This window comes from Paracoccus sp. BR5-17, assembly GCF_055693925.1.
The window spans coordinates 2748475-2774112 of sequence record NZ_JBVFUV010000003.1 but is presented as its reverse complement, the minus strand read 5'-3'; the positions used below and the strand labels follow the sequence as shown (position 1 = coordinate 2774112).

At 69.0% G+C, this 25638-nt stretch carries 24 protein-coding genes, 3 tRNA genes and 2 pseudogenes; 22 read left to right on the top strand and 7 right to left on the bottom strand.

The window, feature by feature from the left end:
* Nucleotides 1-16 precede the first annotated feature (16 nt).
* The 6 genes from ACZ1HC_RS15330 (at nt 17) to ACZ1HC_RS15305 (ending at nt 5509) form a co-directional block, all read left to right on the top strand.
* Nucleotides 17-412, top strand: coding sequence for a cytidine deaminase (locus tag ACZ1HC_RS15330; RefSeq protein ID WP_472700723.1), 396 nt, complete (start codon nt 17-19; stop codon nt 410-412).
* Nucleotides 409-1695, top strand: coding sequence for a thymidine phosphorylase (locus ACZ1HC_RS15325; RefSeq protein WP_472700722.1), 1287 nt, complete (start codon nt 409-411; stop codon nt 1693-1695). Before ACZ1HC_RS15330 ends, ACZ1HC_RS15325 begins: the two co-directional genes overlap by 4 nt.
* On the top strand, nt 1692-2879 hold the full coding sequence (locus tag ACZ1HC_RS15320; protein WP_472700721.1) for a phosphopentomutase: 1188 nt from the start codon (nt 1692-1694) through the stop codon (nt 2877-2879). Before ACZ1HC_RS15325 ends, ACZ1HC_RS15320 begins: the two co-directional genes overlap by 4 nt.
* Nucleotides 2876-3835, top strand: a complete 960-nt coding sequence (locus ACZ1HC_RS15315) for an adenosine deaminase (RefSeq protein WP_472700720.1) — start codon at nt 2876-2878, stop codon at nt 3833-3835. Before ACZ1HC_RS15320 ends, ACZ1HC_RS15315 begins: the two co-directional genes overlap by 4 nt.
* Nucleotides 3832-4464 carry a uracil phosphoribosyltransferase gene (gene upp / locus ACZ1HC_RS15310; protein WP_472700719.1) on the top strand — a complete coding sequence of 211 codons (633 nt, stop codon included), beginning with the start codon at nt 3832-3834 and terminating at the stop codon, nt 4462-4464. The genes ACZ1HC_RS15315 and upp overlap by 4 nt, the downstream gene beginning before the upstream one ends.
* A 70-nt stretch (nt 4465-4534) precedes the next feature.
* Nucleotides 4535-5509 carry an SPOR domain-containing protein gene (locus ACZ1HC_RS15305; protein ID WP_472700718.1) on the top strand — a complete coding sequence of 325 codons (975 nt, stop codon included), beginning with the start codon at nt 4535-4537 and terminating at the stop codon, nt 5507-5509.
* Between the two features lie 83 nt (nt 5510-5592).
* On the opposite strand, the gene ACZ1HC_RS15300 is transcribed toward ACZ1HC_RS15305, so the two are convergent.
* Together ACZ1HC_RS15300 and tyrS are read right to left on the bottom strand one after the other, a co-directional pair.
* Complete coding sequence (locus ACZ1HC_RS15300) at nt 5593-5733, bottom strand: hypothetical protein (RefSeq protein ID WP_472700717.1); 141 nt, start codon at nt 5731-5733, stop codon at nt 5593-5595.
* Nucleotides 5734-5852: 119 nt separating this feature from the next.
* Nucleotides 5853-7103, bottom strand: coding sequence for a tyrosine--tRNA ligase (tyrS, locus tag ACZ1HC_RS15295; protein ID WP_472700716.1), 1251 nt, complete (start codon nt 7101-7103; stop codon nt 5853-5855).
* A gap of 59 nt (nt 7104-7162) precedes the next feature.
* On the opposite strand from tyrS, the gene ACZ1HC_RS15290 reads away from it, so the two are divergent.
* The 4 genes from ACZ1HC_RS15290 (at nt 7163) to ACZ1HC_RS15275 (ending at nt 9864) form a co-directional block, all read left to right on the top strand.
* Nucleotides 7163-8311, top strand: coding sequence for an anhydro-N-acetylmuramic acid kinase (locus ACZ1HC_RS15290; protein ID WP_472700715.1), 1149 nt, complete (start codon nt 7163-7165; stop codon nt 8309-8311).
* Between the two features lie 45 nt (nt 8312-8356).
* Nucleotides 8357-8433, top strand: a tRNA-Asp gene (locus ACZ1HC_RS15285).
* Nucleotides 8434-8456: 23 nt separating this feature from the next.
* Nucleotides 8457-8533, top strand: a tRNA-Asp gene (locus tag ACZ1HC_RS15280).
* A gap of 74 nt (nt 8534-8607) precedes the next feature.
* The gene (locus ACZ1HC_RS15275) at nt 8608-9864 is read left to right on the top strand and encodes a glutamate-5-semialdehyde dehydrogenase (protein WP_472700714.1); all 1257 of its coding nucleotides are present in this window, start codon (nt 8608-8610) and stop codon (nt 9862-9864) included.
* Nucleotides 9865-9881: 17 nt separating this feature from the next.
* Here ACZ1HC_RS15275 and ACZ1HC_RS15270 read toward each other — a convergent pair whose 3' ends face one another.
* Nucleotides 9882-10505, bottom strand: a complete 624-nt coding sequence (locus tag ACZ1HC_RS15270) for a histidine phosphotransferase family protein (RefSeq protein ID WP_472700713.1) — start codon at nt 10503-10505, stop codon at nt 9882-9884.
* 38 nt (nt 10506-10543) lie between these two features.
* On the opposite strand from ACZ1HC_RS15270, the gene ACZ1HC_RS15265 reads away from it, so the two are divergent.
* From ACZ1HC_RS15265 to ACZ1HC_RS15245, 5 genes are all read left to right on the top strand, one after another.
* Entirely contained in the window at nt 10544-10723 is a 180-nt protein-coding gene (locus ACZ1HC_RS15265; protein ID WP_472700712.1) for a DUF3553 domain-containing protein, read from the top strand.
* A 133-nt stretch (nt 10724-10856) separates the two neighbouring features.
* On the top strand, nt 10857-11660 hold the full coding sequence (olsB, locus tag ACZ1HC_RS15260) for an L-ornithine N(alpha)-acyltransferase (RefSeq protein ID WP_472700711.1): 804 nt from the start codon (nt 10857-10859) through the stop codon (nt 11658-11660).
* Nucleotides 11657-12520, top strand: coding sequence for a lyso-ornithine lipid O-acyltransferase (olsA, locus tag ACZ1HC_RS15255; protein WP_472700710.1), 864 nt, complete (start codon nt 11657-11659; stop codon nt 12518-12520). Before olsB ends, olsA begins: the two co-directional genes overlap by 4 nt.
* A gap of 68 nt (nt 12521-12588) precedes the next feature.
* Nucleotides 12589-14850: an adenosylcobalamin-dependent ribonucleoside-diphosphate reductase gene (locus tag ACZ1HC_RS15250; RefSeq protein WP_472700709.1), complete on the top strand. Its 2262-nt coding sequence runs from the start codon at nt 12589-12591 to the stop codon at nt 14848-14850.
* 213 nt (nt 14851-15063) lie between these two features.
* Nucleotides 15064-15423, top strand: a complete 360-nt coding sequence (locus tag ACZ1HC_RS15245; RefSeq protein WP_472700708.1) for a type I restriction-modification system subunit M N-terminal domain-containing protein — start codon at nt 15064-15066, stop codon at nt 15421-15423.
* Here ACZ1HC_RS15245 and istA read toward each other — a convergent pair.
* Nucleotides 15410-16322 (bottom strand): annotated as a pseudogene (gene istA / locus ACZ1HC_RS15240) (IS21 family transposase); the annotation flags it as partial. The gene ACZ1HC_RS15245 and the pseudogene istA sit on opposite strands and share 14 nt — an antisense overlap.
* A gap of 73 nt (nt 16323-16395) precedes the next feature.
* Here istA and ACZ1HC_RS15235 point away from each other — a divergent pair.
* Both ACZ1HC_RS15235 and ACZ1HC_RS15230 read left to right on the top strand, forming a co-directional pair.
* Nucleotides 16396-17149, top strand: a protein-coding gene (locus tag ACZ1HC_RS15235; RefSeq protein ID WP_472699348.1) for an IS5 family transposase whose coding sequence is annotated in 2 segments (ribosomal slippage) — nt 16396-16731 and nt 16733-17149 — 753 coding nt in all. Because the reading frame shifts where the segments join, the coding sequence is not laid out codon by codon here.
* Nucleotides 17150-17481: 332 nt separating this feature from the next.
* Nucleotides 17482-18327: a hypothetical protein gene (locus tag ACZ1HC_RS15230; protein WP_472700707.1), complete on the top strand. Its 846-nt coding sequence runs from the start codon at nt 17482-17484 to the stop codon at nt 18325-18327.
* On the opposite strand, the gene ACZ1HC_RS15225 is transcribed toward ACZ1HC_RS15230, so the two are convergent.
* Nucleotides 18324-20003, bottom strand: coding sequence for a formate--tetrahydrofolate ligase (locus ACZ1HC_RS15225; protein ID WP_472700706.1), 1680 nt, complete (start codon nt 20001-20003; stop codon nt 18324-18326). The genes ACZ1HC_RS15230 and ACZ1HC_RS15225 overlap by 4 nt on opposite strands.
* A gap of 37 nt (nt 20004-20040) precedes the next feature.
* Nucleotides 20041-20628 (bottom strand): uracil-DNA glycosylase family protein, encoded by a 588-nt coding sequence (locus ACZ1HC_RS15220; RefSeq protein ID WP_472700705.1) that lies wholly within the window; start codon nt 20626-20628, stop codon nt 20041-20043.
* Between the two features lie 137 nt (nt 20629-20765).
* On the opposite strand from ACZ1HC_RS15220, the gene ACZ1HC_RS15215 reads away from it, so the two are divergent.
* Genes ACZ1HC_RS15215 through kdsA form a run of 3 tightly spaced genes read left to right on the top strand, consistent with a single transcriptional unit; the run spans nt 20766 to nt 23993 of the window.
* A complete protein-coding gene (locus tag ACZ1HC_RS15215) occupies nt 20766-21419 on the top strand; it encodes an ABC transporter ATP-binding protein (protein WP_472700704.1) in 654 nt (217 codons plus the stop codon).
* Nucleotides 21403-23139 carry a KpsE/RkpR family capsule polysaccharide export protein gene (locus ACZ1HC_RS15210; RefSeq protein WP_472700703.1) on the top strand — a complete coding sequence of 579 codons (1737 nt, stop codon included), beginning with the start codon at nt 21403-21405 and terminating at the stop codon, nt 23137-23139. The genes ACZ1HC_RS15215 and ACZ1HC_RS15210 overlap by 17 nt, the downstream gene beginning before the upstream one ends.
* On the top strand, nt 23136-23993 hold the full coding sequence (gene kdsA / locus ACZ1HC_RS15205) for a 3-deoxy-8-phosphooctulonate synthase (protein WP_472700702.1): 858 nt from the start codon (nt 23136-23138) through the stop codon (nt 23991-23993). The genes ACZ1HC_RS15210 and kdsA overlap by 4 nt, the downstream gene beginning before the upstream one ends.
* Here the strand turns inward: kdsA and ACZ1HC_RS15200 are convergent.
* Nucleotides 23990-25165 (bottom strand): BaiN/RdsA family NAD(P)/FAD-dependent oxidoreductase, encoded by a 1176-nt coding sequence (locus ACZ1HC_RS15200; protein WP_472700864.1) that lies wholly within the window; start codon nt 25163-25165, stop codon nt 23990-23992. The genes kdsA and ACZ1HC_RS15200 overlap by 4 nt on opposite strands.
* A 94-nt stretch (nt 25166-25259) precedes the next feature.
* On the opposite strand from ACZ1HC_RS15200, the gene ACZ1HC_RS15195 reads away from it, so the two are divergent.
* Nucleotides 25260-25334: transfer RNA gene (locus tag ACZ1HC_RS15195), tRNA-Gln, on the top strand.
* A gap of 106 nt (nt 25335-25440) precedes the next feature.
* Nucleotides 25441-25636 (top strand): annotated as a pseudogene (locus ACZ1HC_RS15190) (integrase core domain-containing protein); the annotation flags it as partial.
* Nucleotides 25637-25638: the final 2 nt, after the last annotated feature.

Sequence of the window (25638 nt, the reverse complement as noted above, 5' to 3'; positions counted from 1 at the left end):
GTGAAGGAGCCGCTGGATGTCGCTGCTGGATGCCGCCCGAGAGGTGCGCGAAATGGCTTATGTCCCCTATTCCAGGTTCAAGGTCGGTGCGGCGGTCCGCGGCGCGTCGGGTGCGGTCTATCGCGGCTGCAACGTCGAAAACGTGGCCTATCCCGAAGGCACCTGCGCCGAGGCCGGGGCCATCGCCGCGATGGTCGCGGCGGGCGAGACGGAACTGATCGAGGTCGCGGTGATCGCCGACAGCCCGTCGCCCGTGCCTCCCTGCGGCGGCTGCCGGCAGAAGCTGGCCGAGTTCGGCCGCAACGACACGCCGGTGCTGCTGGCCACCACCGGCGGGGCGACGCTGGCCACGACCGTGGGCGAATTGCTGCCCGGCCGCTTCGACGCCGGCCACATGGCCCGGGCGGAATGACCGACCCGCGCCCCGTCATCGCCGCGGTCCGCGACGGCCGCGGCCTGGACGGCCCGGGCGCCGCGCTGATCGCGCAGGGCTTGGCCGACGGGTCGGTCAGCGATGCGCAGGCGGGGGCCTTCGCCATGGCGGTCTTGACCCGGGGCATCGGCGTGCCGGGCCGGGTGGCGCTGACCCGGGCCATGCGCGATTCCGGCCATGTCCTGCAGTGGGATCTGCCGGGGCCGGTGGTGGACAAGCATTCCACGGGCGGCATCGGCGACACCGTCAGCCTGATCCTGGCGCCGCTGCTGGCCGCGCGCGGCCTGTTCGTGCCGATGATCTCGGGGCGCGGGCTGGGCCATACGGGGGGCACGCTGGACAAGCTGGAAGCGATCCCGGGATACCGCTGCGACCAGGCCGAGGATGATTTCCGCCGCATCGTCCGCAGCACCGGCTGCGCCATCGTCGCGGCCAGCGGCGATCTCGCGCCCGCGGACCGCAGGCTTTACGCGATCCGCGACGAATCGGCGACGGTGGAATCGATCGACCTCATCACCGCCTCGATCCTGTCCAAGAAGCTGGCGGCGGGCCTTCAGGCGCTGGTGCTGGACGTGAAGGCCGGATCGGGGGCCTTCCTGCGCAACCCCGAAGCCTCGCGGCGGCTCGCGCAGGCCCTGGTGGAAACCGCGAACGGTGCGGGCTGCCCGACGTCGGCGCTGATGACCGACATGGACCAACCCCTGGCCCGCAGCGCCGGCAACGGGCTCGAGGTGGCGGAGGCGATCCGGGTCCTGCGGGGCGAAGCCGGCGCGCTGCGCGATCTGACGCTGGCCCTTGCCGCCGAGGTGCTGGAGCTTGTGGGGCAGGGGGCCGGGGATCTGGCCGGCCTGCTGGATTCGGGGGCCCCGGCCGAGGTCTTTGCCCGCATGGTCGTGGCCCAGGGCGGCCCCGCCGACCTGCTGGACCGGCCCGACGCCCATCTGGCCCCGGCCCCGGTGATCCGGCCGGTCCCCGCGCCCGAGGGCCGTGTCGCGCAGATCGACGTGACCGCGCTTGGTCATGCCGTGGTGGCGCTGGGCGGCGGGCGCGTCCGCGCCCAGGAGGCCATCGACCCCCGGGTGGGCCTGTCGATGCTGGCGAAGCTGGGCGAGGCCGTTGGCCCCGGCCGGCCGCTGGCGCTGGTCCATGCCGCCGACGACGCCGCGGCGGATGTGGCGGTCGCCGCCGTCGCCGCCGCCTATCGCCTGGGAAATGATGCCCGGCCCGCCGGCCCCCTGATCCGCGACAGGATCGCCCGATGACCGACCGGCGGGCCTTTCTGGTGGTGATGGACAGCGTGGGCATCGGCGGGGCGCCCGACGCCGACCGCTTCTTCAACGACCGCCTGCCCGACACCGGGGCCAATACCGTGGCCCATATCGCCCAGGCGCAGGGTCTGCAGATGCCGAACCTGGCCCGGCTTGGCCTGGGTGCGGCGGTGCGGCTGGCCTCGGGGCAAGAGGCGCCGGGGCTGATGGCCCAGCCGCAGGGGCTGTGGGGGGCGGCGACCGAGATCTCGAAGGGCAAGGACACCCCGTCCGGCCATTGGGAGATCGCGGGCGTGCCGGTGCCCTGGGACTGGCACTATTTTCCCGACACGACCCCCGCCTTTCCCCCCGAAGTGACCGCGCGCATCTGCGATCTGGCGGGGACGCGCGGGATCCTTGCCAACTGCCACGCCTCGGGGACGCAGGTGATCGAGGATTTCGGCGCCGAGCATATCCGCAGCGGCTGGCCGATCTGCTACACCTCGGTGGACAGCGTGCTGCAGATCGCCGCGCATGAGGAGCATTTCGGCCTGGACCGGCTGATCCGCCTGTGCGAATCGCTGGCCCCCATGCTGCACGCCATGCGCGTGGGCCGGGTGATCGCCCGCCCCTTCGTGGGCGAGGCCCCCGGCAGCTTCCGCCGCACCGGGAACCGCCGCGACTTCGCGATCGCGCCGCCGGGCCGGACGATCCTCGACATCGCCCAGGGCGAAGGCCGTGTCACCCACGCCATCGGCAAGATCGGCGACATCTTCAGCCATCGCGGCATCACCCGCCTGCACAAGGGGTCGTCGGACGCGGATCTGGCCGACCATCTGATCCGCCTGGGAACGCAGGCCGAACCCGGCAGCCTGACCTTCGCGAACTTCGTCGAATTCGATTCGATCTTCGGCCATCGCCGCGACATCCCCGGCTATGCGGCGCAGCTGGAATGGTTCGATGGCGTCGCGGGCCGCTTCCTGGCCGCGCTGCGGCCTGGCGATCTGGCCATCTTCACCGCCGACCACGGAAACGATCCGTCCTGGCACGGCACCGACCACACCCGCGAACGCGTGGCGGTGCTGGGGCACGGTCTGGGGGCGCGCCCGGTCGGGCTGGTGGGGTTCAGCGACATCGGCGCCTCGATCCTGGCGCATCTGGGCCTGCCTGCGCCCGATCATGGAAGGTCGTTCCTGTGAAGAAGATCGAACTGCACCTGCACCTCGAAGGCGCCGCGCCGCCCGGCTTCATCCGGGGCCTCGCGGCCGAGAAGCACGCCGATCTGACCGGCGTCTTCGACGAGCGGGGCGACTATGCCTATGACGGCTTCGACGGCTTCCTGCGCTGCTACGAGGCCGCGACCAGCGTCCTGCAGACGCCGCGCGATTACGCCGGCCTGCTGGCCGAGGTGCTGGAGCGGTCGGCCGAACAGGGCGTGATCTACACCGAGTTGTTCGTCTCGCCCGAGTTCTGCGGCGGGGCCGATCTTTCCGCCTGGCGCGATTATCTTGCCGCCATGACCGAGGTTGCCGCCCAGGCCCGCGCCCAGGGCATCGACAGCCGCGCCATCCTGACCGCGATCCGCCATTTCGGACCCGAACGCGCGCGCGGCACCGCGATCTGCGCGGCCGAAACGGCGGGCGGCTGGGTGACGGGGTTCGGGATGGGCGGGGCCGAAGCCGTGGGCCGCGCCACCGACTATGCCTGGGCCTTCGACTGCGCGAAAGAGGCCGGGCTGGGCCTGACCTGTCATGCCGGCGAATGGCGCGGCCCCAACAGCATCCGCGACGCGCTGTCGCTGGGCTGCACTCGCATCGGCCACGGCGTGCGCGCGACCGAGGATGCGGCCCTGGTCCGCGATCTGGCGCAGTCGGGCGTCACGCTGGAGGTCTGCCCGGGTTCCAACGTCGCCCTGGCCGTCTATCGCGACTGGCAGTCCCACCCGATCGCCCGGCTGGCCGATGCGGGGGTGCGGGTGACCGTGTCCACCGACGATCCGCCGTTCTTTCACACGACGATGCGGTACGAATACGACCGGCTTGCCCACACCTTCGGTTGGGGCGATACCGAGTTCTCGCAGATCAACCGCTGGGCCGCCGAGGCCGCCTTCTGCGACCAGGCGACCCGCGAAAGGCTTTTGAAGGAGTTCCCGTGACCCAGCACCTGACCGTCATCGACCACCCGCTTGTCCAGCACAAGCTGACGATCATGCGCAAGAAGGACGTTTCCACCGCGGGCTTTCGCCGTCTGCTGCGGGAAATCAGCCTGCTGCTGGCCTACGAGGTGACGCGGGAACTGGAACTGACCACCACGCGCATCGAAACCCCGCTCTGCGCGATGGACGCCCCCACGCTCGAGGGCAAGAAGCTGGCGCTGATCTCGATCCTGCGGGCGGGCAACGGGTTGCTGGACGGGATCCTGGAAATGATCCCCTCGGCCAGGGTGGGCTTCGTCGGCCTTTACCGCGACCCCGCGACGCTGATGCCGGTGGAATATTACTGCAAGGTTCCCAGGGAACTGGACGCGCGGCTGACCATCGTCGTCGATCCGATGCTGGCGACGGGCAATTCCTCGGTCGCGGCCATCGACATGCTGAAGGCGCGGGGCGCCACGAACCTGCGCTTCCTGTGCCTGCTGGCCGCCCCCGAGGGGGTCGAACGGATGCGCCAGGCCCATCCCGACGTGCCGATCTTCACCGCCGCGCTGGACGAAAGGCTGGACGATCACGGCTATATCGTCCCGGGCCTGGGCGATGCTGGCGACCGGATGTTCGGCACCAAATAGGCCGCGTTAACCCGGACTTCACGCGTCTCCCCTAAGGCTGGGGCCGGGATAATGGAATCGCGGGGAACGAATGGCGGTCCGGGCTTGGCTGGTCATGGTGCTGTTGCTGGCGGGGCGGGCCTGGGCCGCCCCGGAGCCGCCGCCGCCCGTGGATTTTCCGGGGGCGCAATACATCGACCGCACCGGCTGCGTGTTCCTGCGCGACGGGACGGACTGGATCGCCCGCCTCGACAAGACCGGCGCGCCGATCTGCGGCTTTCCGCCCAGCATGGGCGCTGAGCCAGCGGCGGATGCCGATCCCGCTCAACCCGCGCCCGAGGAGGTGCTGTCAGAGATGCTGGCGCAGGGACTGCGCGAGGGCGATCTGGCGACCCAGCCGGCCCCTGAGCCTCTGGCGGTCGTTCCACCGGATCCGGCCCAGGCGGTCCTGGACGCCGAACTTCAGGACCAGCTTGCGGCCGAGCGGCGCGTCCGCAGCGCCCTTGCAGGCTCTGCCCCGCCGGGCCTGTGCGAAAGGCTGGGCTATCGGCCGGGCACGGGGGCGGGCGCGGCGGCGGTGGGCGACGTGACGCAGGGCCTGTGCCCCGGCATGACGGCGCCCAAACTGGCGCCTGCAACCCTGGCCGGACAGCAGCCGCTGCCGCAAGCCGTGGCACCCGCGTCGCCCACGCCCGAACCGAAGGCAGCCGTGGTGGCTGCCGTTGCCGATCCCGCCCTCGGCCGGAAGTCCGGGCCTGCGCCACGGCAGGACGCGGCGGCGGTGCGCCAGGCAGCGGCCCCGGTGCCGCCCCGGGCTTCTTCGGTCGAGGTCATCCCGCCCCATGCCCGCTATGTCGAGATCGGGACCTATGCCGACGGGCCGGCCGCCCTGGCCGCGCTGCGGCGGCTGTCGGATCTGGGCTTCAGGACTGCGCAGCGGGACCAGACCCTGGGGAACAAGCCGGGCAAGGCGATCCTGGCGGGGCCTTTTGCAGACCGGCAGGGGCTGGTCAGGGCGCTGAACCGCCTGCGCGCCACTGGCTATCCCGGCGCGGTGCCCCGGTAGCCGGCGGTAGGGCAGGGCGACGCCCGGCAGACATGCAAAGGGGGCGCGAACGCCCCCGGAAATCCTGCTGGCCTGGCCTTCGATCAGGCCGCGCGACGGGTCTCGGTCACCCGGGATGCGTCCTCGCGCGTGAAATACCCGAACATCTGGTCCAGCACGGCATCGGCCTGCGCCGCAAGCTTGCGGGCGCTGATGCTGAGGGGTTGAGCGGTGTTTTCTGCCATAGTCCTGTCTTTCGGGTCGGAGTGTTCCTCCCGCACTGTCAGATAGGAACGCGGACGGCCGCTGTCCAGCGACCGGACGCCGCAGCGCGGCGACGCAGGGCTGCCATGCAGCCCCTGCATCAACCGACGCGCACCATCCTGTGCTTCTTGCGGCCCACCGATACCTTCAGCCCGCTGCCGATCAGCGCCGCATCCACCGCCATCTGCGGGTCCGACACGGGCTCGTTGTTCAGCCGCAACCCGCCTTCCGCGATCAGCCGCTTGGCCTCTTTCCCCGAGGCGGTGATCCCCGTCTGCACCAGCAGTTGCGCCACGGTCATGCCGCCGGACAGCGCATCGGCCGCGACGGTCGCCACGTCGAGATCGCCGCCGGTCCCGCCCTCCTGGAACACCTGCCGGGCGGTGGCCTCGGCGCCGGCGGCGGCCTGCGGGCCGTGCAGCAGGGCCGTCACCTCATTGGCCAGCCGCACCTTGGCCTCGTTGATCTCGGCACCCTCGAGCGCGCCCAGGCGGTCGCATTCCTCGACCGGCAGTTCCGTGTAAAGCTTCAGGAAGCGGCCCACATCTGCATCGGTGGTGTTGCGCCAGAACTGCCAGAATTCGTAGGGCGACAGCATCGCCGCGTTCAGCCAGACCGCGCCCCCGGCCGACTTGCCCATCTTGCGCCCGTCGCTGGTCGTCAGCAGCGGCGAGGTCAGGCCCCACACCACCGCATCGTCCACCCGGCGCGTCAGGTCGATGCCGTTGACGATGTTGCCCCACTGGTCGGACCCGCCCATCTGCAACCGGCAGCCGTGGCGCCGGTGCAGTTCCAGGAAGTCGTAGGCCTGCAGGATCATGTAGTTGAATTCCAGGAAGGACAGCGACTGTTCGCGGTCCAGGCGGGACTTGACCGAATCGAAGGACAGCATCCGGTTCACGCTGAAATGCCGGCCGATGTCGCGCAGGAACTCCAGATAGTTCAGCCCGTCCAGCCATTCCGCGTTGTTCAGCATCAAGGCGCCGTCGCCGTCGCCATAGGAAAGATAGCGCGCAAAGACCTGGGCCATCCCGTCGATGTTGGACCGGATCGCGTCCGGCGTCAGCAGCGGGCGTTCCTCGGACCGGAAGGACGGGTCGCCCACCTTCGTCGTGCCCCCGCCCATCAGGGTGATCGGGCGGTTGCCGGTCTTCTGGAACCACCGCAGCATCATGATGTTCAGCAGATGGCCGACATGCAGCGAGGCCGCCGTCGCGTCATAGCCGATATAGGCGGTGACCGGCCCCTCCAGCAGCGCCTGATCCAGCGCGGCCAAGTCGGTGCAGTCGGCGACATAGCCGCGCTCGAACATCACGCGCAGGAAATCGGACTTCGGGCTATGGGTGGTCATCGGCTTTTTCCTTCTGGTCGGGGGGGATATACCGGCTGGGGCAAGGAAGGAAAAGCGCGATGATCCGGGTTCTGGGAATGATGTCGGGCACCTCGCTGGACGGGGTGGACGCGGCGCTGATCGACACCGACGGGGTGCGGATCGGGTCGTTCGGCCGCAGCGCCTTTCGCGCCTCGTCGGACAACGAAGCCGCCGTGGTGCACGCCGCCCTGGGCCGCTGGCCCGGCGACGCGGGCGTGGCCGAGGCCGCCGCGATCTCGGTCGAGAGCCATGCCGCCGTGGCCGCCGGTTTTCCCGAAGCCCAACTGATCGGCTATCACGGCCAGACTCTGGCCCATGATCCGCAGGGCCGGGGCACCCATCAGGCAGGCGATGGCGCGCTGCTGGCGCGGCGGGCGGACCGCCCGGTGGTCTGGGATTTCCGCCGCGAGGACGTGCGCCGGGGCGGCGAGGGCGCGCCGCTGGCGCCCTTCTTCCACTGGGCCTGCGCCAACTGGGCCGTGGGGCAGGGGCTGCTGCCCGCGCGGCCGGTGGCCTTCCTGAACCTGGGCGGCGTCGGCAACATCACCTGGGTCGATCCCCAGGCCGCCGCGCCCGAGGCGCCGGGGGCCTGCCTTGCCTTCGATACCGGCCCCGCCAACGCCCCCCTCAACGACCTGATGCGCCGCAGGCTGCGCCGCACCCATGACGAAAACGGGGCTGTGGCCTCATCCGGCGTGCCGGAGATGGGCATCGTCGGGCAGTTCCTGCGCCACCCGTTCTTCGACCGGCCGCCGCCGAAGTCGCTGGACCGCGACCAGTTCGCGGAACTGTCCGCGCTGGTCGGGGCGCTGCCCGATGCCCAGGCCGCGGCGACGCTGGTGGCCGCCCTGGCCGGCGCGGTCGCCGCCGGCCTTCGCTGGCTGCCGCAGGTTCCGGCGACGGTTCTGGTCTGCGGCGGCGGCAGGCGCAATCCGGCGATCATGGCGCGGCTGGCCGCGGATCTTCCCTGCACCGTCCTGCCGGTCGAGGCGGCCGGCCTAGACGGCGACATGCTGGAGGCGCAGGCCTTCGGCTGGCTGGCGGTGCGGGTCCTGCGCGGCCTGCCAACCTCGGGACCGGCCACCACGGGGGTGGCAGAGCCATGCTGCGGGGGGCGGATCAGCTATCCGCGGTCGCGGGGCGATTTTTTCCGCCGCGCCCTTGACGCGGACGATCGGCCTGCGTAAACCGCGCCTCACCCCGGCGGGCGATCCGGCCGGGGTGGTGAGTGTGCGGTTGTAGCTCAGTTGGTTAGAGTACCGGCCTGTCACGCCGGGGGTCGCGGGTTCGAGCCCCGTCAACCGCGCCACACACCCCTCGCCCATGAAATGCGCGGTTGTAGCTCAGTTGGTTAGAGTACCGGCCTGTCACGCCGGGGGTCGCGGGTTCGAGCCCCGTCAACCGCGCCATTTCGTTCGCTTTCCGTCTAACGCCGCCTGCCGATCTTCGCTATGACGGCCCCGCTGAACAGGGAAGGGCTGTCATGACCGATTCACCGGCGCTGATCGACACCATGGGCAAGGCCGCGCGGGCCGCCGCGATCGCATTGGCGCAGGCCAGCGCCCGGTCCCGATCCGATGCGCTGACGGCCGCCGCCGATGCCCTGCGCCGCGACCGCGCGCTGATCCTGACAGCCAACGGCAAGGACATGCAGTTCGGGCGCGACAAGGGGCTGACCGGCGCCATGCTGGACCGCCTGCGCCTGGACGACGCCCGGCTGGAGGGCATCGAGGACGGTCTGCGCGCCGTGGCGGCCCAGCCCGATCCCGTGGGACAGGTCATCGCCGAATGGGACCGCCCGAACGGGCTGCACATCCAGCGCGTCCGCACGCCCATCGGCGTGATCGGCGTGATCTATGAAAGCCGGCCCAACGTGACCGCCGATGCAGGGGCGCTGGCGCTGAAGTCGGGCAATGCCGTGATCCTGCGCGGCGGGTCCGAAAGCCTGCATTCCAGCCAGGCCATCCATGCCTGCATGGTCGAGGGCCTCCGCCAGGCGGGCCTGCCCGAGGCCGCGATCCAGCTTGTCCCGACCCGCGACCGCGCCGCCGTCACCGCGATGCTGCAGGCCCAGGGGCTGATCGACGTCATCATCCCGCGCGGCGGCAAGGGGCTGGTGGCCCTGGTCCAGCAGCAGGCCCGCGTGCCGGTCTTCGCGCATCTGGAGGGGATCTGCCACGTCTATGTGGACGCCGCCGCCGATCCCGAAAAGGCCCGCCGCGTGGTCCTGAACGCCAAGACCCGGCGCACCGGCATCTGCGGCGCGGCCGAATGCCTGCTGATCGACCGCCGTTACGACCCCGCCGCGCGCGAGGCCCTGGTGCGGGCGCTGCTGGATGCGGGCGTCGAGGTTCGGGCCGCGGGCGATCTGGCCGCCATTCCCGGCACCGTCCCGGCGCAGCCCGACGATTTCGGGCGCGAGTTCCTGGACATGATCATCGCGGCGAAGCTGGTCGATGGCGTGGACGAGGCCATCGACCATATCCGCCGCCACGGCAGCCAGCACACCGAATCGATCCTGACCGAGGACGAGGCCGCGGCGCGGCGCTTTTTCGCCGGCCTGGACAGCGCGATCCTGATGCACAATGCCTCGACCCAGTTCGCCGACGGCGGCGAGTTCGGCATGGGCGCGGAAATCGGCATCGCCACGGGCAAGATGCACGCGCGCGGACCGGTGGGGGCGGAACAACTGACCAGCTTCAAGTATCTGGTGACGGGCGACGGGGCGGTTCGCGCCTGACGCAGGCGCCCACGGGATCAGAAGGCGATCCGGGCCGTCCTGTCGTCCAGATGCCATTCCGGCTGGCGGTGGGCCGCGGACATCGCCTGGGCCAGCAGGGCGAAGTGAACCTCGGAAGGGGCGGGGCTGCGCGGCTCGCCGCCGCCAAGCCAGGCCCAGAGGCCGGGGTCCTGCCTGATCCGCTCGGCCTCGCCGCTCAGGCTCCAGCCGCCGCCGACATGGGACACGCGCACTGCCCCGCCCCAGGGCATGGCGCTTTCCATGCACATCATGGCCAGCATGATCATCCGCAGCTCGATCCGCGCGAAATCCCCCTCGGCCTCCAGCCGGACGCGCAGCCGGCCCTGCCCGGAAAACCCGTCCAGCAGTTGCGCAAGACCCGTGTGCGACATGCGCTGGTCGCCCTGCACGTGACCGAAGGCGACCCGGAACAGCTGGATCCGCGCCCGCGCCGAGGCCACCGATTCCGCGATCAGCTTCAGTTCGGGGCTGGCGCCGATGCCGGGAAACTCGTTCGACATCTCCAGCAGCTCGACGCCGTTGCCGATCGCCCCCAGCGGCGAGACGAGGTCATGGCACAGGCGCGATCCCAGCAGTTGCGCCAGATCGGCCTGCGCGATGCGCGTTGTATCCTGGATCATGCGACATTACCTTCCACGAAGTCACAAGGGGGGCTGCCGTGAACGAAATCCTGGAACCCGGCATGATCGTCCGCCATCCCGGCGCGCCCGAATGGGGCGAGGGCCAGGTGCAGTCGCGCATCGGCGACCGCATCACCGTCAATTTCGCCGAGGCCGGAAAGCGCGTCATTGATGGAAGCCGGGTGTCCCTGGATGTCGTCTGGCAGCATCGCAACTAGGCCGTCATGCGCGGAAAATTGCAACCCCCGATTGTAAGCTGCAAGCCGCCCTCGATCATCGGCAGGGGCCGCCGCATGGTCTGCCGGATCGCGTCAATGCCCTGCCGCCGCCCCTAGAGAAAGACCGATGCCCATGTCCGCCGCAGCCGCCCGCCCCAGGTCCGAACCCTCGTTCCTCGACATCCGGCTTGCCCTGTCCGAACAGGATCTGCTGGCCGCGCAGCGCCTGCGCTACCGCGTCTTTGTCGAGGAACTGGGCGGTGACGGTCCGCTTGTCGATCACGCGCGCCGGCTGGAACGGGACGAATTCGATCCGGTCGTCGATCATCTGTGCCTGATCGACAACCGCCGGTCGGAAAGGGATCTGGATCATGTGGTGGGCGTCTATCGGCTGCTGCGGGGCGATCAGGCCAGGCGGTTCGGACGCTTCTATTGCGACAGCGAATACGATCTTGCGCCGCTGCGCGACTGCGGGCGGCCGGTGCTGGAACTGGGCCGGTCCTGCGTCGATCCCGCCTGCCGGGGCGGGGCGGGCATGTTCATGCTGTGGAACGCCCTGGCGGACTACGTGCTGGACCACGGCATCCAGATCCTGTTCGGGGTGGCCAGCTTCCACGGCACCGACCCAGCGGCCCTGGCGCCCTCGCTCAGCTGGCTGCATTATCACCATCAGGCGCCGGCGGCGCTGAGGCCCCGCGCCCGCCCCGAGGGGTTTCAGCGCATGGACCTGATCCCCCCGGACCGGCTGGACCGGCGCGAGGCGCTGATCGGGATGCCCGCGCTGATCAAGGCCTATCTGCGGCTGGGCGGCATGGTGGGCGAGGGGGCCTTCATCGACCGCGCCTTCAACACCACCGACGTCTTCTTGCTGATGGACACGAAGGCCATGTCCGACAAGCACCGCCAGTTCTACGAAAGCCGCTGGCAGCCGCAATGATCGTGCCGGACCCGGTTGACCCCGCGGATCGCCCGCCGGCCGGCCCGGTCACGTGGCAGGCCGGGCATCCGCCGCCGCTGTCGCGGCCCCGCGGGCTGCGCGACTGGCTGCGGGTCCTGCGGCGCGGGGCGGCGGCGATCCTCGTGCTGCTGCTGGGGGTGCTGCTGATCCTGCCCCTGCGCGGGGCCGAGCGTTTGGTCCACGGGCGGCGGCGCCCCTGGACCGGCCCGCATGTCCAGATGGTCTGCCGCCTGGTGCTGGCCTGCATGGGGATCGGCTGGAAGCGGCAGGGCCAGCCGATGCGCGGCCCCGGGGCGGTGGTCGCCAACCACTCGAGCTGGCTGGACATCCTGGTCCTGAACGCCGCCATGCCGGTCTTCTTCGTCAGCAAGGCCGAGGTCGCGGGCTGGCCGGGCGTCAACATCCTGACGCGCGTCACCGACACCCATTTCGTGGTGCGCGACCCCAGGCTGGCCCGCAGCCAGGCCGCCGAATTCGCGGCCCGCGTGCGGGCGGGCCATCGGCTGCTGTTCTTCCCCGAAGGCACCTCGACCGACGGGCGGCGCTTGCTGCCCTTCAAGCCGACGCTGTTCCAGGGCTTCCTGGATCCCGCCCTGCCGGAAGGACTGGCGATCCAGCCGGTCAGCGCGCTTTACCGCGCCCCCGAACAAGAGGATCGGCGGTTCTACGGCTGGTGGGGCGACATGGAGCTGGGGCCGCATCTGCTGATGGTGCTGGCCGTTCCACGCCAGGGCAGCGTCACCGTGGTGCTGCACGACCCGGTCCCCGTTCTGGGCCACACGCGCAAGACGCTGTCGCTGGCGGCCCAGGATGCCGTGCGGCGCGGGCTGGGGTTCTGATCGCTTGATCGGGGTTCGGTAAGCCCATATCTTGTGGCTTCACAGCCTGCCGCCCCAAGGGATACCCCATGACCCATTTCGCCGCGCCGATCGCCGAACAGATCTGGGACATGAAGTATCGCCTGAAGGACAACGAGGGCCGCCCGCTGGAGGCGACGGTAGATGACAGCTGGCGCCGCGTCGCCCGGGCTCTGGCGCAGGTCGAGGCCGATCCCGCCCTGTGGGAGGACCGTTTCCTGGCCGCCCTTCAGGATTTCAGATTCCTTCCCGCGGGCCGCATCCTGGCGGGGGCGGGCACGGGGCGGTCGGTCACGCTGTTCAACTGCTTCGTCATGGGCACCATCCAGGACAGCATGGGCGGCATCTTCGACGCGCTGAAAGAGGCTGCCCTGACCATGCAGCAGGGCGGCGGCATCGGCTATGACTTCAGCACGCTGCGGCCCAAGGGGGCTGCGGTGAAGGGGGTGGGCGCCGACGCCTCGGGGCCGCTTTCCTTCATGGATGTGTGGGATTCGATGTGCCGCACGATCATGTCGGCGGGCAGCAGGCGCGGGGCGATGATGGCCACCCTGCGCTGCGACCACCCCGACATCGAGGATTTCATCGCCGCCAAGCAGGACAGCGCCCGGCTGCGGATGTTCAACCTGTCGGTGCTGGTGACCGACCCCTTCATGGAGGCCGTCAAGGCCGACGGGCCCTGGGACCTGGTCTTCGGCGGCAGGGTCCACCGAACCGTGCAGGCGCGGGAGCTGTGGAACCGGATCATGCGCGCGACCTATGATTACGCCGAACCCGGCGTGATCTTCATCGACCGCATCAACCGGCAGAACAACCTGCACTATGCCGAAACGATCAGCGCCACCAACCCCTGCGGCGAACAGCCGCTGCCGCCCTACGGCGCCTGCCTGCTGGGATCGGTGAACCTGGCGCGGCTGGTCGCCGATCCCTTCACCCCCCAGGCCCGGCTGGACATGGCGGCGCTGGACGACCTGGTGCGCGTGGCCGTGCGGATGATGGACAACGTCGTGGACGCCTCGCGCTTTCCGCTGCCCCAGCAGGCGGCCGAGGCGCAGGCCAAGCGCCGCATCGGCCTGGGCGTGACCGGCCTGGCCGATGCGCTGCTGATGCTGGGGCAGCGCTATGGCGCGCCCGAGGCCGTCGAGCGCACCCGCGCCTGGATGAAGGCCATCGCCCGGTCCGCCTATCTGGCAAGCGCCGATCTTGCGCGCGAGAAGGGCGCCTTTCCGCTGTTCGACCGCGACGCCTTCCTGGCCTCGGGCTTCATGCGCCGGATGGACGATGACGTGCGCGAGGCAGTGGCCCGCGACGGCATCCGCAACGCCCTGCTGACCAGCATCGCGCCGACCGGGACGATCAGCCTTTACGCGGGCAACGTCTCCAGCGGGATCGAACCGGTCTTTGCCCATGCCTATACCCGCAAGGTCCTGCAGAAGGACGGCACCCGGACCGAGGAGGAGGTCGTCGATTACGCCATCGGGCTGTGGCGCGACCTGCACGGCGACGCCGATCTGCCCGATCATTTCGTGGACGCCCAGACCCTGTCCCCGCAGGATCACGTGGCCATGCAGGCGGCCGCGCAGGAATGGGTGGACAGCTCGATCTCGAAGACGATCAACTGTCCGGCCGACATCTCGTTCGAGGATTTCAAGGACGTCTATCTCTCGGCCTGGGATCTGGGCTGCAAGGGCTGCACGACCTATCGCCCGAACGCCGTCACCGGCAGCGTCCTGTCGGTGGGCGACAGGCCCCTGGCCGCGACCCGGCCCGATAACGCCGAAGCCGCCTCGCTGACCGAGCCGCTGGACCGCCCCGCCGCCTTGGAAGGCGCGACCTACAAGCTGAAATGGCCCGGCAGCGAACACGCCATCTACATCACCATCAACGACATCGTGCAGTCGGGCCGCCGCCGCCCCTTCGAGATCTTCATCAACTCGAAGAACATGGAGCATTTCGCCTGGACCGTTGCCCTGACCCGGATGATCAGCGCCGTGTTCCGCCGCAGCGGCGACGTGACCTTCGTGGTCGAGGAACTGAAGGCCGTCTTCGACCCGCGGGGAGGCGCCTGGATGAACGGCCGCTACGTGCCCTCGATCCTGGCGGCGATCGGCGGCGTCATCGAACGCCACATGATCGAGATCGGCTTCCTGGCGGGCGAGGGGATGGGTCTCAAGACCGATCCCCATGCCCAGGCCGCGCCCCTGGATGGACCGCCCGCAGGACCGGCCTGCCCGAACTGCGGCCAGCACGGGATGCGCATGGTCGAGGGCTGCATGACCTGCCCCGACTGCGGCTATTCCCGATGCGGCTAGGCGGCGGCACCGCTGTCTGTGTCGCTGCGGGCATAAATTGTCCATTTTCGGGTGTTTTTGTCCATTTCAGCAGGCATAGCTTGTCCATTTTGGGGCGGGCGCTTGATGAAGGCGGTTTGGGCACTTTCGGTCAGCCTCCGCGTCACTCCCGTTGGCCGGTTGCGGTGATCCTGAGCGGGCCGTAATCTCCCTCGACATTGCCGAGGGACCAGAATGTTCGAGAACGCTTTCAACAACATCGACCGCGCGTTGCGCAACCACGAAGGGCTGGCGTCCGAACTGGACTACGCAGAGCAAACGTCCTGGCTTCTGTTCCTCAAATACCTCGACGACCTGGAAGTCGAGCGCGAGGACACCGCCGCCCTGGAAGGCCAAACCTACCAGCCCCTTCTCGCGGAACCCTGTCGCTGCCAGCGCTGGGCCGCGCCAAAGCGAGATGGCAAGCTCGAGCACAACGCCGCACTGACCGGCGCCGACCTGATCGACTTCGTCAACCGCGACCTGTTCCCCTACCTTCGTGGCTTCAGCCGGACCACGGCCGGCCCAGACTCGCTCGAATACTGCGCTGGATGATGCGGCAATGTTCGCACAGGATGTTGCCCTCGGCCGCCACGACCAGCCGGTCCGGATAGATCCGCAGGCTGACGGGCCGGTTCGCAAAGGGTGCGAAGGGACCGTGGCCCCTGATGGGGCCGCGTAAGCCCGCAGCACGGAACGCTGTAGCGATTGCGCTCGAAGCTGATCAGGCAGGTGGGCGAGACGCGCTTGCTGAGTTCGATGAAGCCGTCAAAGGCGGGCGGCAACGGCATCAGCGCGGTCCGCTCCTCAGCCCAGACATCGGCAATCGTGCCCGGCAGCGTGCCATGCGGGGTCTCCTGCCACACCTCCAGGCAACGCTGCTCCGGCCAGGCGTTCATCATGGCAAGGTCGGGAAAGTCCGGCATCTCCTGCAGGATCTGGTGGCGGGAGTCCTGAACGTTCTTCTCGACCTGACCCTTCTCCCAACCTGCGGCCGGATTGCAGAAGCCGTCCATTGCGGCGCCATTGGTCGGAGCCCAATGGACGGCGGCTCGAAGACATAGTGATTAGCCATGGCGAGGAAGCGGAGGTTGACCTGCCGCTCCTTGCCCCGACCAACCCGGTCCACTGCGGTCTTCATGTTATCGTAGATGCCCCGCTCGGGCACGCCGCCGAACACACGGAACGCGTGCCAGTGGGCATCGAACAGCATCTCGTGGGTCTGCAGCGGGTAGGCGCGCGACAGGAAGGCCCGACTGTGCGACAGCTTGATATGCGCCATCTGAAGCTTGGTGCGGTCGACGGCCAGATGCCCGTAGTCTTCGCTCCAGTCGAACTGGAAGGCTTCGCCCGGTCGGAAGGACAGCGGAACGAAGGTGTTGCGTTCCCGTGGTCTGCTGTTCGCGCTGGCGATCTGTCCGCCATTTCCGCGCAAACGCCGCAACCCGGTTGTAGGGTCAGGACCCATAAACCTGTTTGAGGTTGCGCGGGCTACATGATTCAAGCTCCCAAAGATGGGGGCATGAGATGAGCGAGCACTTCTGGCTGACCGAGGCGCAGATGGATCGGTTGCGGCCGTTCTTTCCGAGATCCCGAGGCAAGCCGCGCGTGGATGACCGGCGGGTGTTGAGCGGCATCATCTACGTCAAGAAGAATGGGCTGCAGTGGAAGGACGCTCCTGGCGTCTACGGGCCGCCGAAGACGCTCTACAACCGGTTCGTACGCTGGTCGCGCCTGGGTGTGTTTGCCCGGATCTTTGTCGAGCTTGCACGCCCGGGGCCGGATGGCGATGTCATCATGATCGACAGCACGCACCTCAAGGCTCACCGGACGGCGGCAAGCCTCTCAAAGGGGGACTCGGCCGCGGGCCATCGGGCGGACCAAAGGCGGCCTGAACTCGAAGCTGCATATGATCTGCGACGGGCTGGGGCGGCCGCTGACCTTCTTCCTGTCACCCGGACAGATGAGCGACGCCAAAGGTGCGCTGGCCCTGCTGCGTGATCTGCCTCCCGCCAGGACGCTGTTGGCCGACAAAGGCTATGACGCCGACTGGTTCCGTCAGGCGCTTGAGGACAGGGGGATCGCAGCTTGCATCCCGGCCCGGCGTGGGCGCCGAAACCCTGCCAGCCACGACCGCAAGCTCTACAGGCAGCGCCACCGGATCGAGAACCTCTTTGCCCGTCTCAAGGACTGGCGCCGCATCGCGACCCGCTATGACAGATGCGGCGAGCTCTTCCTCTCCGCCATCTGCATCGCCGCAACCGTCATGTTCTGGTTGTGAGTCCTGACCCTAGGCCGGTAAAATGGACAGGATCTCCGCCACTGTGTAGGTCCACGCTTATTAAAATAATGACTTAAGCAGTTCCAGTGGACAATTTATGCCCTCCACAACACTGACCTCCTGCCGGTCCAGCGGCCCGGACGTTGGCGACGGTCCGCCCAAGTAGGCGAGAATTGGCCGGGATCAGGCCACAGCGGCGCCGGATCCCTGCGCCGGCCGTGCAAGTTTTCATCGCATTTTCGACAAGAAGCGCCACCAAAACCGCCTGCGAGCGTTGCCAATCCGTCAGGCCGGGGTCTAATCAGGAAACCGGCTTCGGGAGGAGCGCGATCATGCCCCAGGATCCTGCCTGCACGCAGTTGTTGACGCTGATTGGCGCGCGCAGCCAGCAGTGGTTGCGCAACCAGATCGGGCGCCTGGCACAGCCCGACGACGGCACCACTGCCGCCTTGGCCGAATACCTGCCCGACATTGCCTGCGCCGCGCGGGTCTGTTCGGATCTGCGAGGCAGCAAGGTGCCGCTGGAGACCTTCATCGGCGGCCACCTGACCCCGGACATGCACGCGCGGTTCCTGACGGCCTTCCAGGACGCCGGCGAAAGTTCGGGGTCCTGCTGCAGGCCCTTCATGCGGTTTCTTCCCCGCGATCTGCGTGGCAGCGTGGTCCTGACGGGGCGGCTGCCGCTGACCGCCCGGCTGGCGATGACCGACCGGCCCGACCGCCATCTGCTGCAAGAGGTCGAGGCCGTCCTGCGGCGTCCCGTCGCGGACGAGGATCTGGACGATCGGATCATCGCGTCCTTCTGCGAGCTGCTTGCCCTCAGCTATGACTTCGGGACGCGCCGCGCGCGGTTCTCGCATCCGCGCGTCTATGGCGAGGCTTTTGCCAACTGCCTGCGCTTCGCCGATTGGGCGCAGCGCCGGGCAAGGCTGCTGCCGCTGGTGCAGATGGTTTACGGGCTGTGCCTGATCGACCCGGATTTCGACGCCATGCCTATGCTGTCCGACGTCATCGCCAGCCAGAGGCCGGACGGATCCTTTCCGGCGCGGATCGGCTTCGGCACGGCCGACCAGGATCTTGCGGCGCTGCGACCCACGCTGGGCACGCTGGTGGCGCTGCATGTCGTCCTTCATGGCCACAGACACGCGCCGACGCCGCTGGTGCCGCTGGCGGCCTAGAACAGCCCCTCGATCTGGCCCAGGTCGTTCAGGCCGATGCGTTCCGCGGCAGGATGGCGGGGCAGGCCCGGCATGGTCATGATCTGCCCGCAGATCGCCACCACGAAGCCCGCGCCGGCGTTCAGCCGCACCTCGCGCACCGGGATTACATGGCCCTCGGGCGCGCCGCGCAGGTCGGGGTCGGTCGAAAAGGAATACTGCGTCTTGGCAATGCAGACCGGCAGGTGCCCGTGGCCGGCGGCTTCCCATGCCTCAAGCTGGGCAAGGACGCCCGGCAGGGCCTCGACCCGGGCAGCGCGGTGGATGCGGGTGCAGATCGTCTCGATCTTCTGCCACAGCGGCATCGAATCGGGGTAGAGCGTCCTGAAATCCGCCTGCCCGGATTCGGCCAGGTCCACCACCTGGCGGGCCAGATCCTCGGCCCCGGCGGCCCCCTCGGCCCAGTGGCGGCAGGGGACGGCGGCAACACCACGCTGGGCGCAGTAGTCCTGAAGCGCCGCGCGTTCGGTCGGCGTGTCGCCATCGAAATGGTTCAGCGCCACGACCAGCGGCAGGCCAAAGCCGCGCAGGTTCTGGATATGGCGCCCCAGGTTGGCGCAGCCGCGCGTCACCGCCGCCGCGTCCTCGGCCCCCAGCTGGTCCCTGGCGACACCGCCGTTCATCTTCAGCGCGCGGATGGTCGCCACCAGCACCACCACCGAGGGAGAGAGGCCGGCCAGGCGGCACTTGATGTCCAGGAACTTCTCGGCCCCCAGATCGGCGCCGAAGCCCGCCTCGGTCACCACATAGTCGGACAGGCGCAGGGCGGCGTCGGTCGCGATGACGCTGTTGCAGCCGTGGGCGATGTTGGCGAAGGGGCCGCCGTGGACAAGGGCCGGGTTGTTTTCCAGCGTCTGGACCAGGTTCGGCTGCAAGGCGTCGCGCAGCAGGACCGTCATCGCGCCCTGGGCCTTCAGGTCGCGGGCGGTGACGGGCCTGCGGTCGCGGGTGTAGGCGACGACGATCCGCCCCAGCCGGGCGTGCAGGTCGTCCAGGTCGCGCGCCAGGCACAGGATCGCCATGACTTCCGAGGCCACGGTGATGTCAAAGCCGGTCTGGCGCGAGAAGCCGTTCGAGACGCCGCCCAGCCCCACCACGATGTCGCGCAGCGCGCGGTCGTTCATGTCCATCACGCGGCGCCAGGTGATGCGGCGGGTGTCGATGTCCAGATCGTTGCCCCAGTAGATGTGGTTGTCGATCATCGCCGCCAGCAGGTTGTGGGCTGCCGTGATGGCGTGGAAGTCTCCGGTGAAGTGAAGGTTCATCTCCTCCATCGGGACGATCTGGGCATGGCCGCCGCCGGCCGCCCCGCCCTTCATGCCGAAGTTCGGCCCCAGGCTGGCCTCGCGGATGCAGATGGTGGCGCGCTTGCCGATGCGGTTCAGCGCGTCGCCCAGGCCCACGGTGGTCGTGGTCTTTCCCTCGCCCGCCGGGGTAGGGTTGATTGCCGTCACCAGCACCAGCCGGCCGCGCGGCCGCCCGTCCAGCCGCGCCAGCGCGTCATGCGAAATCTTGGCCTTGTCGGGGCCATAGCGGAGGATGTCGCCCTCGGCCAGATCCAGCCTTGCGGCAATCCGTTCGATGGGCAGCTTGCGGGCGGCGCGGGCGATCTGGATGTCGTTCATGGCCACGGGCATGGCCCGGCCCGTGCCGCCTGTCAACGGGGCCTGGACGCTAGTCGTTGCGCGTCAGTTCCGCCCGCACGGCCGCGCGCAGCGCCGGCAGCAGGTCCGTCTCGAACCAAGGGTTGCGGCGCAGCCAGCCGGTGTTGCGCCAGGACGGGTGGGGCAGGGGAAAGACCGCCGGCGCGTGGTCGCGCCAGCCCGCCACGGCGCCGGTCACGTCGCGCAGCCCCAGGTGCCAGCGGATCGCGTGGCCGCCCACCAGCAGGGTCAGGCGCGGGCGCAGTTCGTCCAGCACCCGGCTGCGCCAGGTCCTGGCGCAGAGGGGCGGGGGCGGCAGATCGGACCCGCGCGCGTCATAGCCCGGAAAGCAGAAGGCCATCGACACGATGGCGATGCGGTCGCGGTCATAGAAGACGGGCTCGCCGACCCCCATCCAGTCCCGCAGCCTGTCGCCCGAACGATCGGTGAAGGGCCGCCCGCTGAGATGCACCCGCATCCCCGGCGCCTGCCCGACCACAAGGATACGGGCATCGGGTTTGAACCAGGTCACCGGACGGGGTTCATGGGCCGTGGCGGTCGCGGCAAAGCGCGGCGCGCAAAGGCGGCAGTTTCGGATCGACTGTTCAAGCGTCTGCATCCAGAACAGATAGTGAAAATACGCGGGGATTGAAGGGTGACAAGCGACGCGCCGACGTGCATCACCAACGAGGATGTGGACAGACCCTTCTGCTGCACCTAAGGGTTGAGTCGGCGGAGGACGCGCGGGACGTGGGGATGCTGGAGTTCGACAATGTCTCGAAGTCCTACTGGACGGGGACGCGGCGCAAGATCATCCTCGACCGTGCCTCGTTCCGGGTCGAACCGGGCAATTCGCTGGGCATCCTGGCCCCGAACGGCACCGGCAAGACGACCCTCATCAACATGATGTGCGGGCTGGAAAAGCCCGATGAGGGGACGATCCGGCGCGGCTGCCGGATCTCGTTTCCGCTGGGCTTCATGGGCGGCGTCGTGGGCAAGCATTCCGCCAACGAGAACGCCCGCTACATCGCCCGCATCTATGGGCTTGATCCCGACTACGTGTCGGCCTTCACCCGCTGGCTGACCGACATCGCGGAATATTTCGATCGGCCGATCGGGACCTATTCAGCCGGGATGCGGCAGCGGTTCACCTTTTCGCTGCTGCTGGCGCTCGAGTTCGACATCTACCTGATCGACGAGGGGATGCCGCAGACGACCGATGTCGAGTTCAACCGCAAGGCGGGTGCCGTGCTTTACGACCGGCTGAAGACATCGACGGTGGTGATCGTGTCCCACCAGCCCGCCACGATCGAGAAGTTCTGCCGGTCCGCGGCCATCCTGCGGGATGGGCGGCTTTACCATTTCGAATCCCTTGCCGAGGCGAAACAGTATTATGACTACACCGCCTAAGGTCCGCCGCTATCACGTCTCGGCCGAGGAATCGGTCCGGCCGGGGGCGTCCTCTGCCGATGCCGACATTCGCGTTGCGGTCCGCAGGCGGCCCGCCCCGGCGGAGGCGGCGCCGCAGGACACCCTGCGAGAGCGGCTGATGCGCACCGATCCGGTCGATGACGGTCTGTCCCATGTCGGCCCCGCCGCGACGACCTCCCCGGCCCCGGTCCCGCCCTCGGCACCCGCCGCCCCCGCCGATGACGACCTGGAATCGCAGCTGGCCCAGGTGCGCCGCGAAAACCTGTCGGATCGGCAGTTGCGCATCGCCCGGCGTATCGCCAGCCTGCACCAGATCCCCGTCGCCTCGGACGAGGAGGCCGTCCTGCGCCTGCGCCAGAGGGGCATCGACCCCTCGCACCGCGCGGCCCTGGGGCAGATCCTGTCCAGCGAGGGAAGCCGCACCCAGTCGCAGCCCGCCGCGAACGCCCCGGCGATCATGCCGCGCAAGCAGGCGCCGGCCCCCGCCACGCGGACGCCGCCGCGTCCCGATCTTCCCGCCCGGGAGGTTCTGACCGAGGAACGCCGCGCCGCCGAGATCTTCCGGATCCAGCAGGACATCGCCCGGCGCCGGCGGCGGCGGCTGGGGATGCTGGCCCTGCGCCTGCTGGTCTTCGTGATCCTGCCGACGGCGGCGGCGGCCTGGTATTACTTCGTCGTCGCGACCCCGCTTTACGCCACCGAATCGCAGTTCCGCATCCAGTCGGCCGAAGGCCAGGGGGCCGGGGCGGCAGGCGGGCTGGGCGGCCTTCTGGGCGGGTCGCAGCTTGGAACCAACGCCGATTCGGTGGCGGTGCAAAGCTATCTGACCTCGCGCGACGCGATGCTGCGGCTGGACGCCGACAAGGGCTTCCGGCAGGCCTATCAGGATCCTGCCATCGACCCGATCAAGCGCCTGCCGCCCGGGGCGACGAACGAGGCGATGTTCGAACTGTACCGGAAATCGGTGAAGATCGGCTACGATCCCACCGAAGGCATGATCGACATGGCGGTGATCGCCCCCGATCCGCGGCTCAGCCAGGAGTTTTCGCTGGCGCTCATCGCCTATGCCGAGGAACAGGTGGACCAGATGACCTCGCGCCTGCGCGACGACCAGATGGAGGGCGCCATCGCCATCTACCAGGACGCCGAGGCCAAGGTTCTGGCCGCGCAGCGCCGGGTGCAGGAATTGCAGCAGACGCTGGGCGTCCTGGACCCGGTGGCCGAGGGGGCGGTGGTGATGAACCAGATCGCGGCGCTCGAGACGCAGCTGGCGACGAAGCGGCTGGAACTGGGGCAGATCCTGTCCAACGCGCAACCGCTGGAAAGCCGCGTGGCCGGCCTGCGCGGCGACATCGCCCGGCTCGAGGAGATGATCGCCCGGACGCGCGAACAGCTGACCCGCGGCGGGCAGGACCGCAATTCTCTGGCGCTGATCTCGGGTGAGTTGCGGATCGCCGAGGGCGAGCTGCAGACGCGGCAGGAACTGCTGGCGGCGGCGGCCTCGCAGATGGAGGCCGCGCGGATCGAGGCCAACAAGCAGGTCCGCTACCTGTCGCTTTCCGTGGCCCCGGTGGCCCCGGACGAAGCGACCTATCCGAAGGCATTCCAGAATACCCTGGTGGCCTTCCTGATCTTTTCGGGTATCTATCTGATGCTGTCGCTGACCGCATCCATCCTTCGCGAACAGGTATCCACATGACCCCCGTCCAGATGACTCCCGCCAGGCATGTCCGCATCCGCGACCTGTCCTGCGGCAACGATCTGCCCCTGGTGGTCATCGCCGGACCCTGCCAGCTGGAAACGCTGGACCACGCGCTGATGATCGGCGAGCGCATGGCCGAGGCCTGCGCGAAGGCGGGCGCGGGTTATGTCTTCAAGGCCAGCTACGACAAGGCCAACCGCACCTCGCTGTCGGGACGCCGGGGGGTGGGCATAGACGAGGGGTTGCAGATCCTGGCCCAGGTCCGGGAACGGCTGGGCTGTCCGGTCCTGACCGATGTGCATGACGCCCCGCAGGCGGTGCAGGCCGCGCAGGTGGTGGACGTGATCCAGATTCCCGCCTTCCTGTCGCGCCAGACCGACCTGCTGCTGGCGGCGGGCAAGACCGGGGCGGTCATCAACGTCAAGAAGGGGCAGTTCCTGGCCCCCTGGGACATGGCCAATGTCGCCGACAAGGTCGCCTCGACCGGGAACGACCGGATCCTGCTGACCGAACGTGGCGTCAGCTTCGGCTACAACACCCTGGTCGCCGACATGCGGTCGCTGCCGATCATGGCGCGCACGGGTTATCCTGTGGTAATGGACGCCACCCATTCGGTGCAGCAGCCGGGCGGGCAGGGCGGGTCATCGGGCGGCCAGCGCGAATTCGCCCCGGTGATGGCCCGCGCGGCGGTGGCGCTGGGCGTGGCGGGCGTCTTCATCGAGACGCACGAGGATCCCGACCGCGCGCCCTCGGACGGGCCGAACATGATCCCGCTGGAGCGGATGCCGGCCCTGATCGCCTCGCTGATGGCGTTCGACAGGCTGGCCAAGGCCGATCCGGTGATGGGCTAGTCGGCCCGGCCCGCGGCATCGGCGGATGCCCAGGCCCACTGGAAGTTGTAGCCCCCCAGCCATCCCGTCACATCGACGCATTCGCCGATGAAGAACAGTCCCGGCACGGCGCGCGCCTGCATGGTCCGCGCGTCCAGGTCGCGCGTGTCGACGCCGCCCAGCGTCACCTCGGCCGTGCGATAGCCCTCGGTGCCCACGGGCCGGATCTGCCAGCGGTTCACCCGCGCCCCGATGGCGTCCAGCCGGCTGTTCGGCTGGTCGGCCAGCCGGGCCTGCGCCAGCCCGGTCTCGTCGCAGATCGCGGCGGCCAGCCGCGACGGCAGGAACCGGCCCAGGGCCGATGCGACCAGGGTGCGCCCGCCCGCGGACTTTGCCGCCTTCAGAAGGGCCGCGACATCCTGATCGGGCGCCAGGTCGATCTGCAGCGTCTCGCCCGGCTGCCAGAAGCTGGAGATCTGCAGGATCACCGGCCCGCTGAGGCCGCGATGCGTGAACAGCAACGCATCGCGGAACTGGCCGCCACGATGGCGGATCCGCGCCTCGACCGACACGCCGGCGAGCGGGCGGGACAGCGCCAGTTCCTGTTCGGCGAAGGTCAGGGGCACCAGCCCGGCACGCGTCTCGACCAGCCGCAGCCCGAACTGCGCCGCGATGTCGTAGGCAAGGCCGGTGGCGCCGATCTTGGGGATCGACTTGCCGCCGGTGGCCACCACCAGGCCGGTTGCCCGGATCGCCCCGGCCGAGGTGTCCACCACGAAGCCGGTGCCATCGTGGCGAACCGCCTGCAGTGCGGTTTCCAGCCGCAACTCGGCCCCCGCCATGCGGTCCAGCAGCATTCGGGTGATCTGCGTGGCCTTGCCGTCGCAGAACAGTTGCCCCTGCGCCTTCTCGTGCCAGGCGATGCCGGCGCGATCGACCAGCCGCACGAAATCCCGCGCGGTGAAGCGGGCAAGCGCGCTTGCCGCAAAGCGCGGGTTCTGCGACAGGAAGCGGTCTGGCGCCGTCGCGAGGTTGGTGAAATTGCACCGCCCCCCGCCCGAGATGCGGATCTTCTCGGCCGGCTGGGGGGCGTGATCCAGCACCATCACCCGCCGCCCGGGCCGCAGCGCCGTCCCCGCGCAGAACAACCCCGCCGCGCCCGCCCCCAGAATGAGAAGATCCACCTGTTCCATCCCGGCCGCATAATGCGGCAGGCGAAAGGGCACAAGATTCGGCATTTTTCGTCTTGCACCCCCCGCTTCGCTTGGCTATTCACCCACCCACAGTTGGGGCGTGGCCAAGTGGTAAGGCATCGGTTTTTGGTACCGTGTACCGTAGGTTCGAATCCTACCGCCCCAGCCATAAATCCGTGAATTCCCGCGAAACTGTCCTGCCGATGGCATCCGACATGTGGGCCTCCGCATTACCCGCCGAGGTCAGGTCTTCTACTTCCGCCGCTGTCACCCTCATCAAGGCGTTCAACGGCAGTCTGCGTGACGAACTGCTGAACGAGGAGAGCTTTGACATTCTGGACGATGCTCGCCGCAAGACCGCGTTTTGGCGCTACGGCTACAACGCCGTCAGGCCGCACACGTCGCTTGGCAACCTGACACCGCTCGAAGCGCCGGACGACTGCGCTACTTGAGGGGCTGCGCCCCCGTGCCTC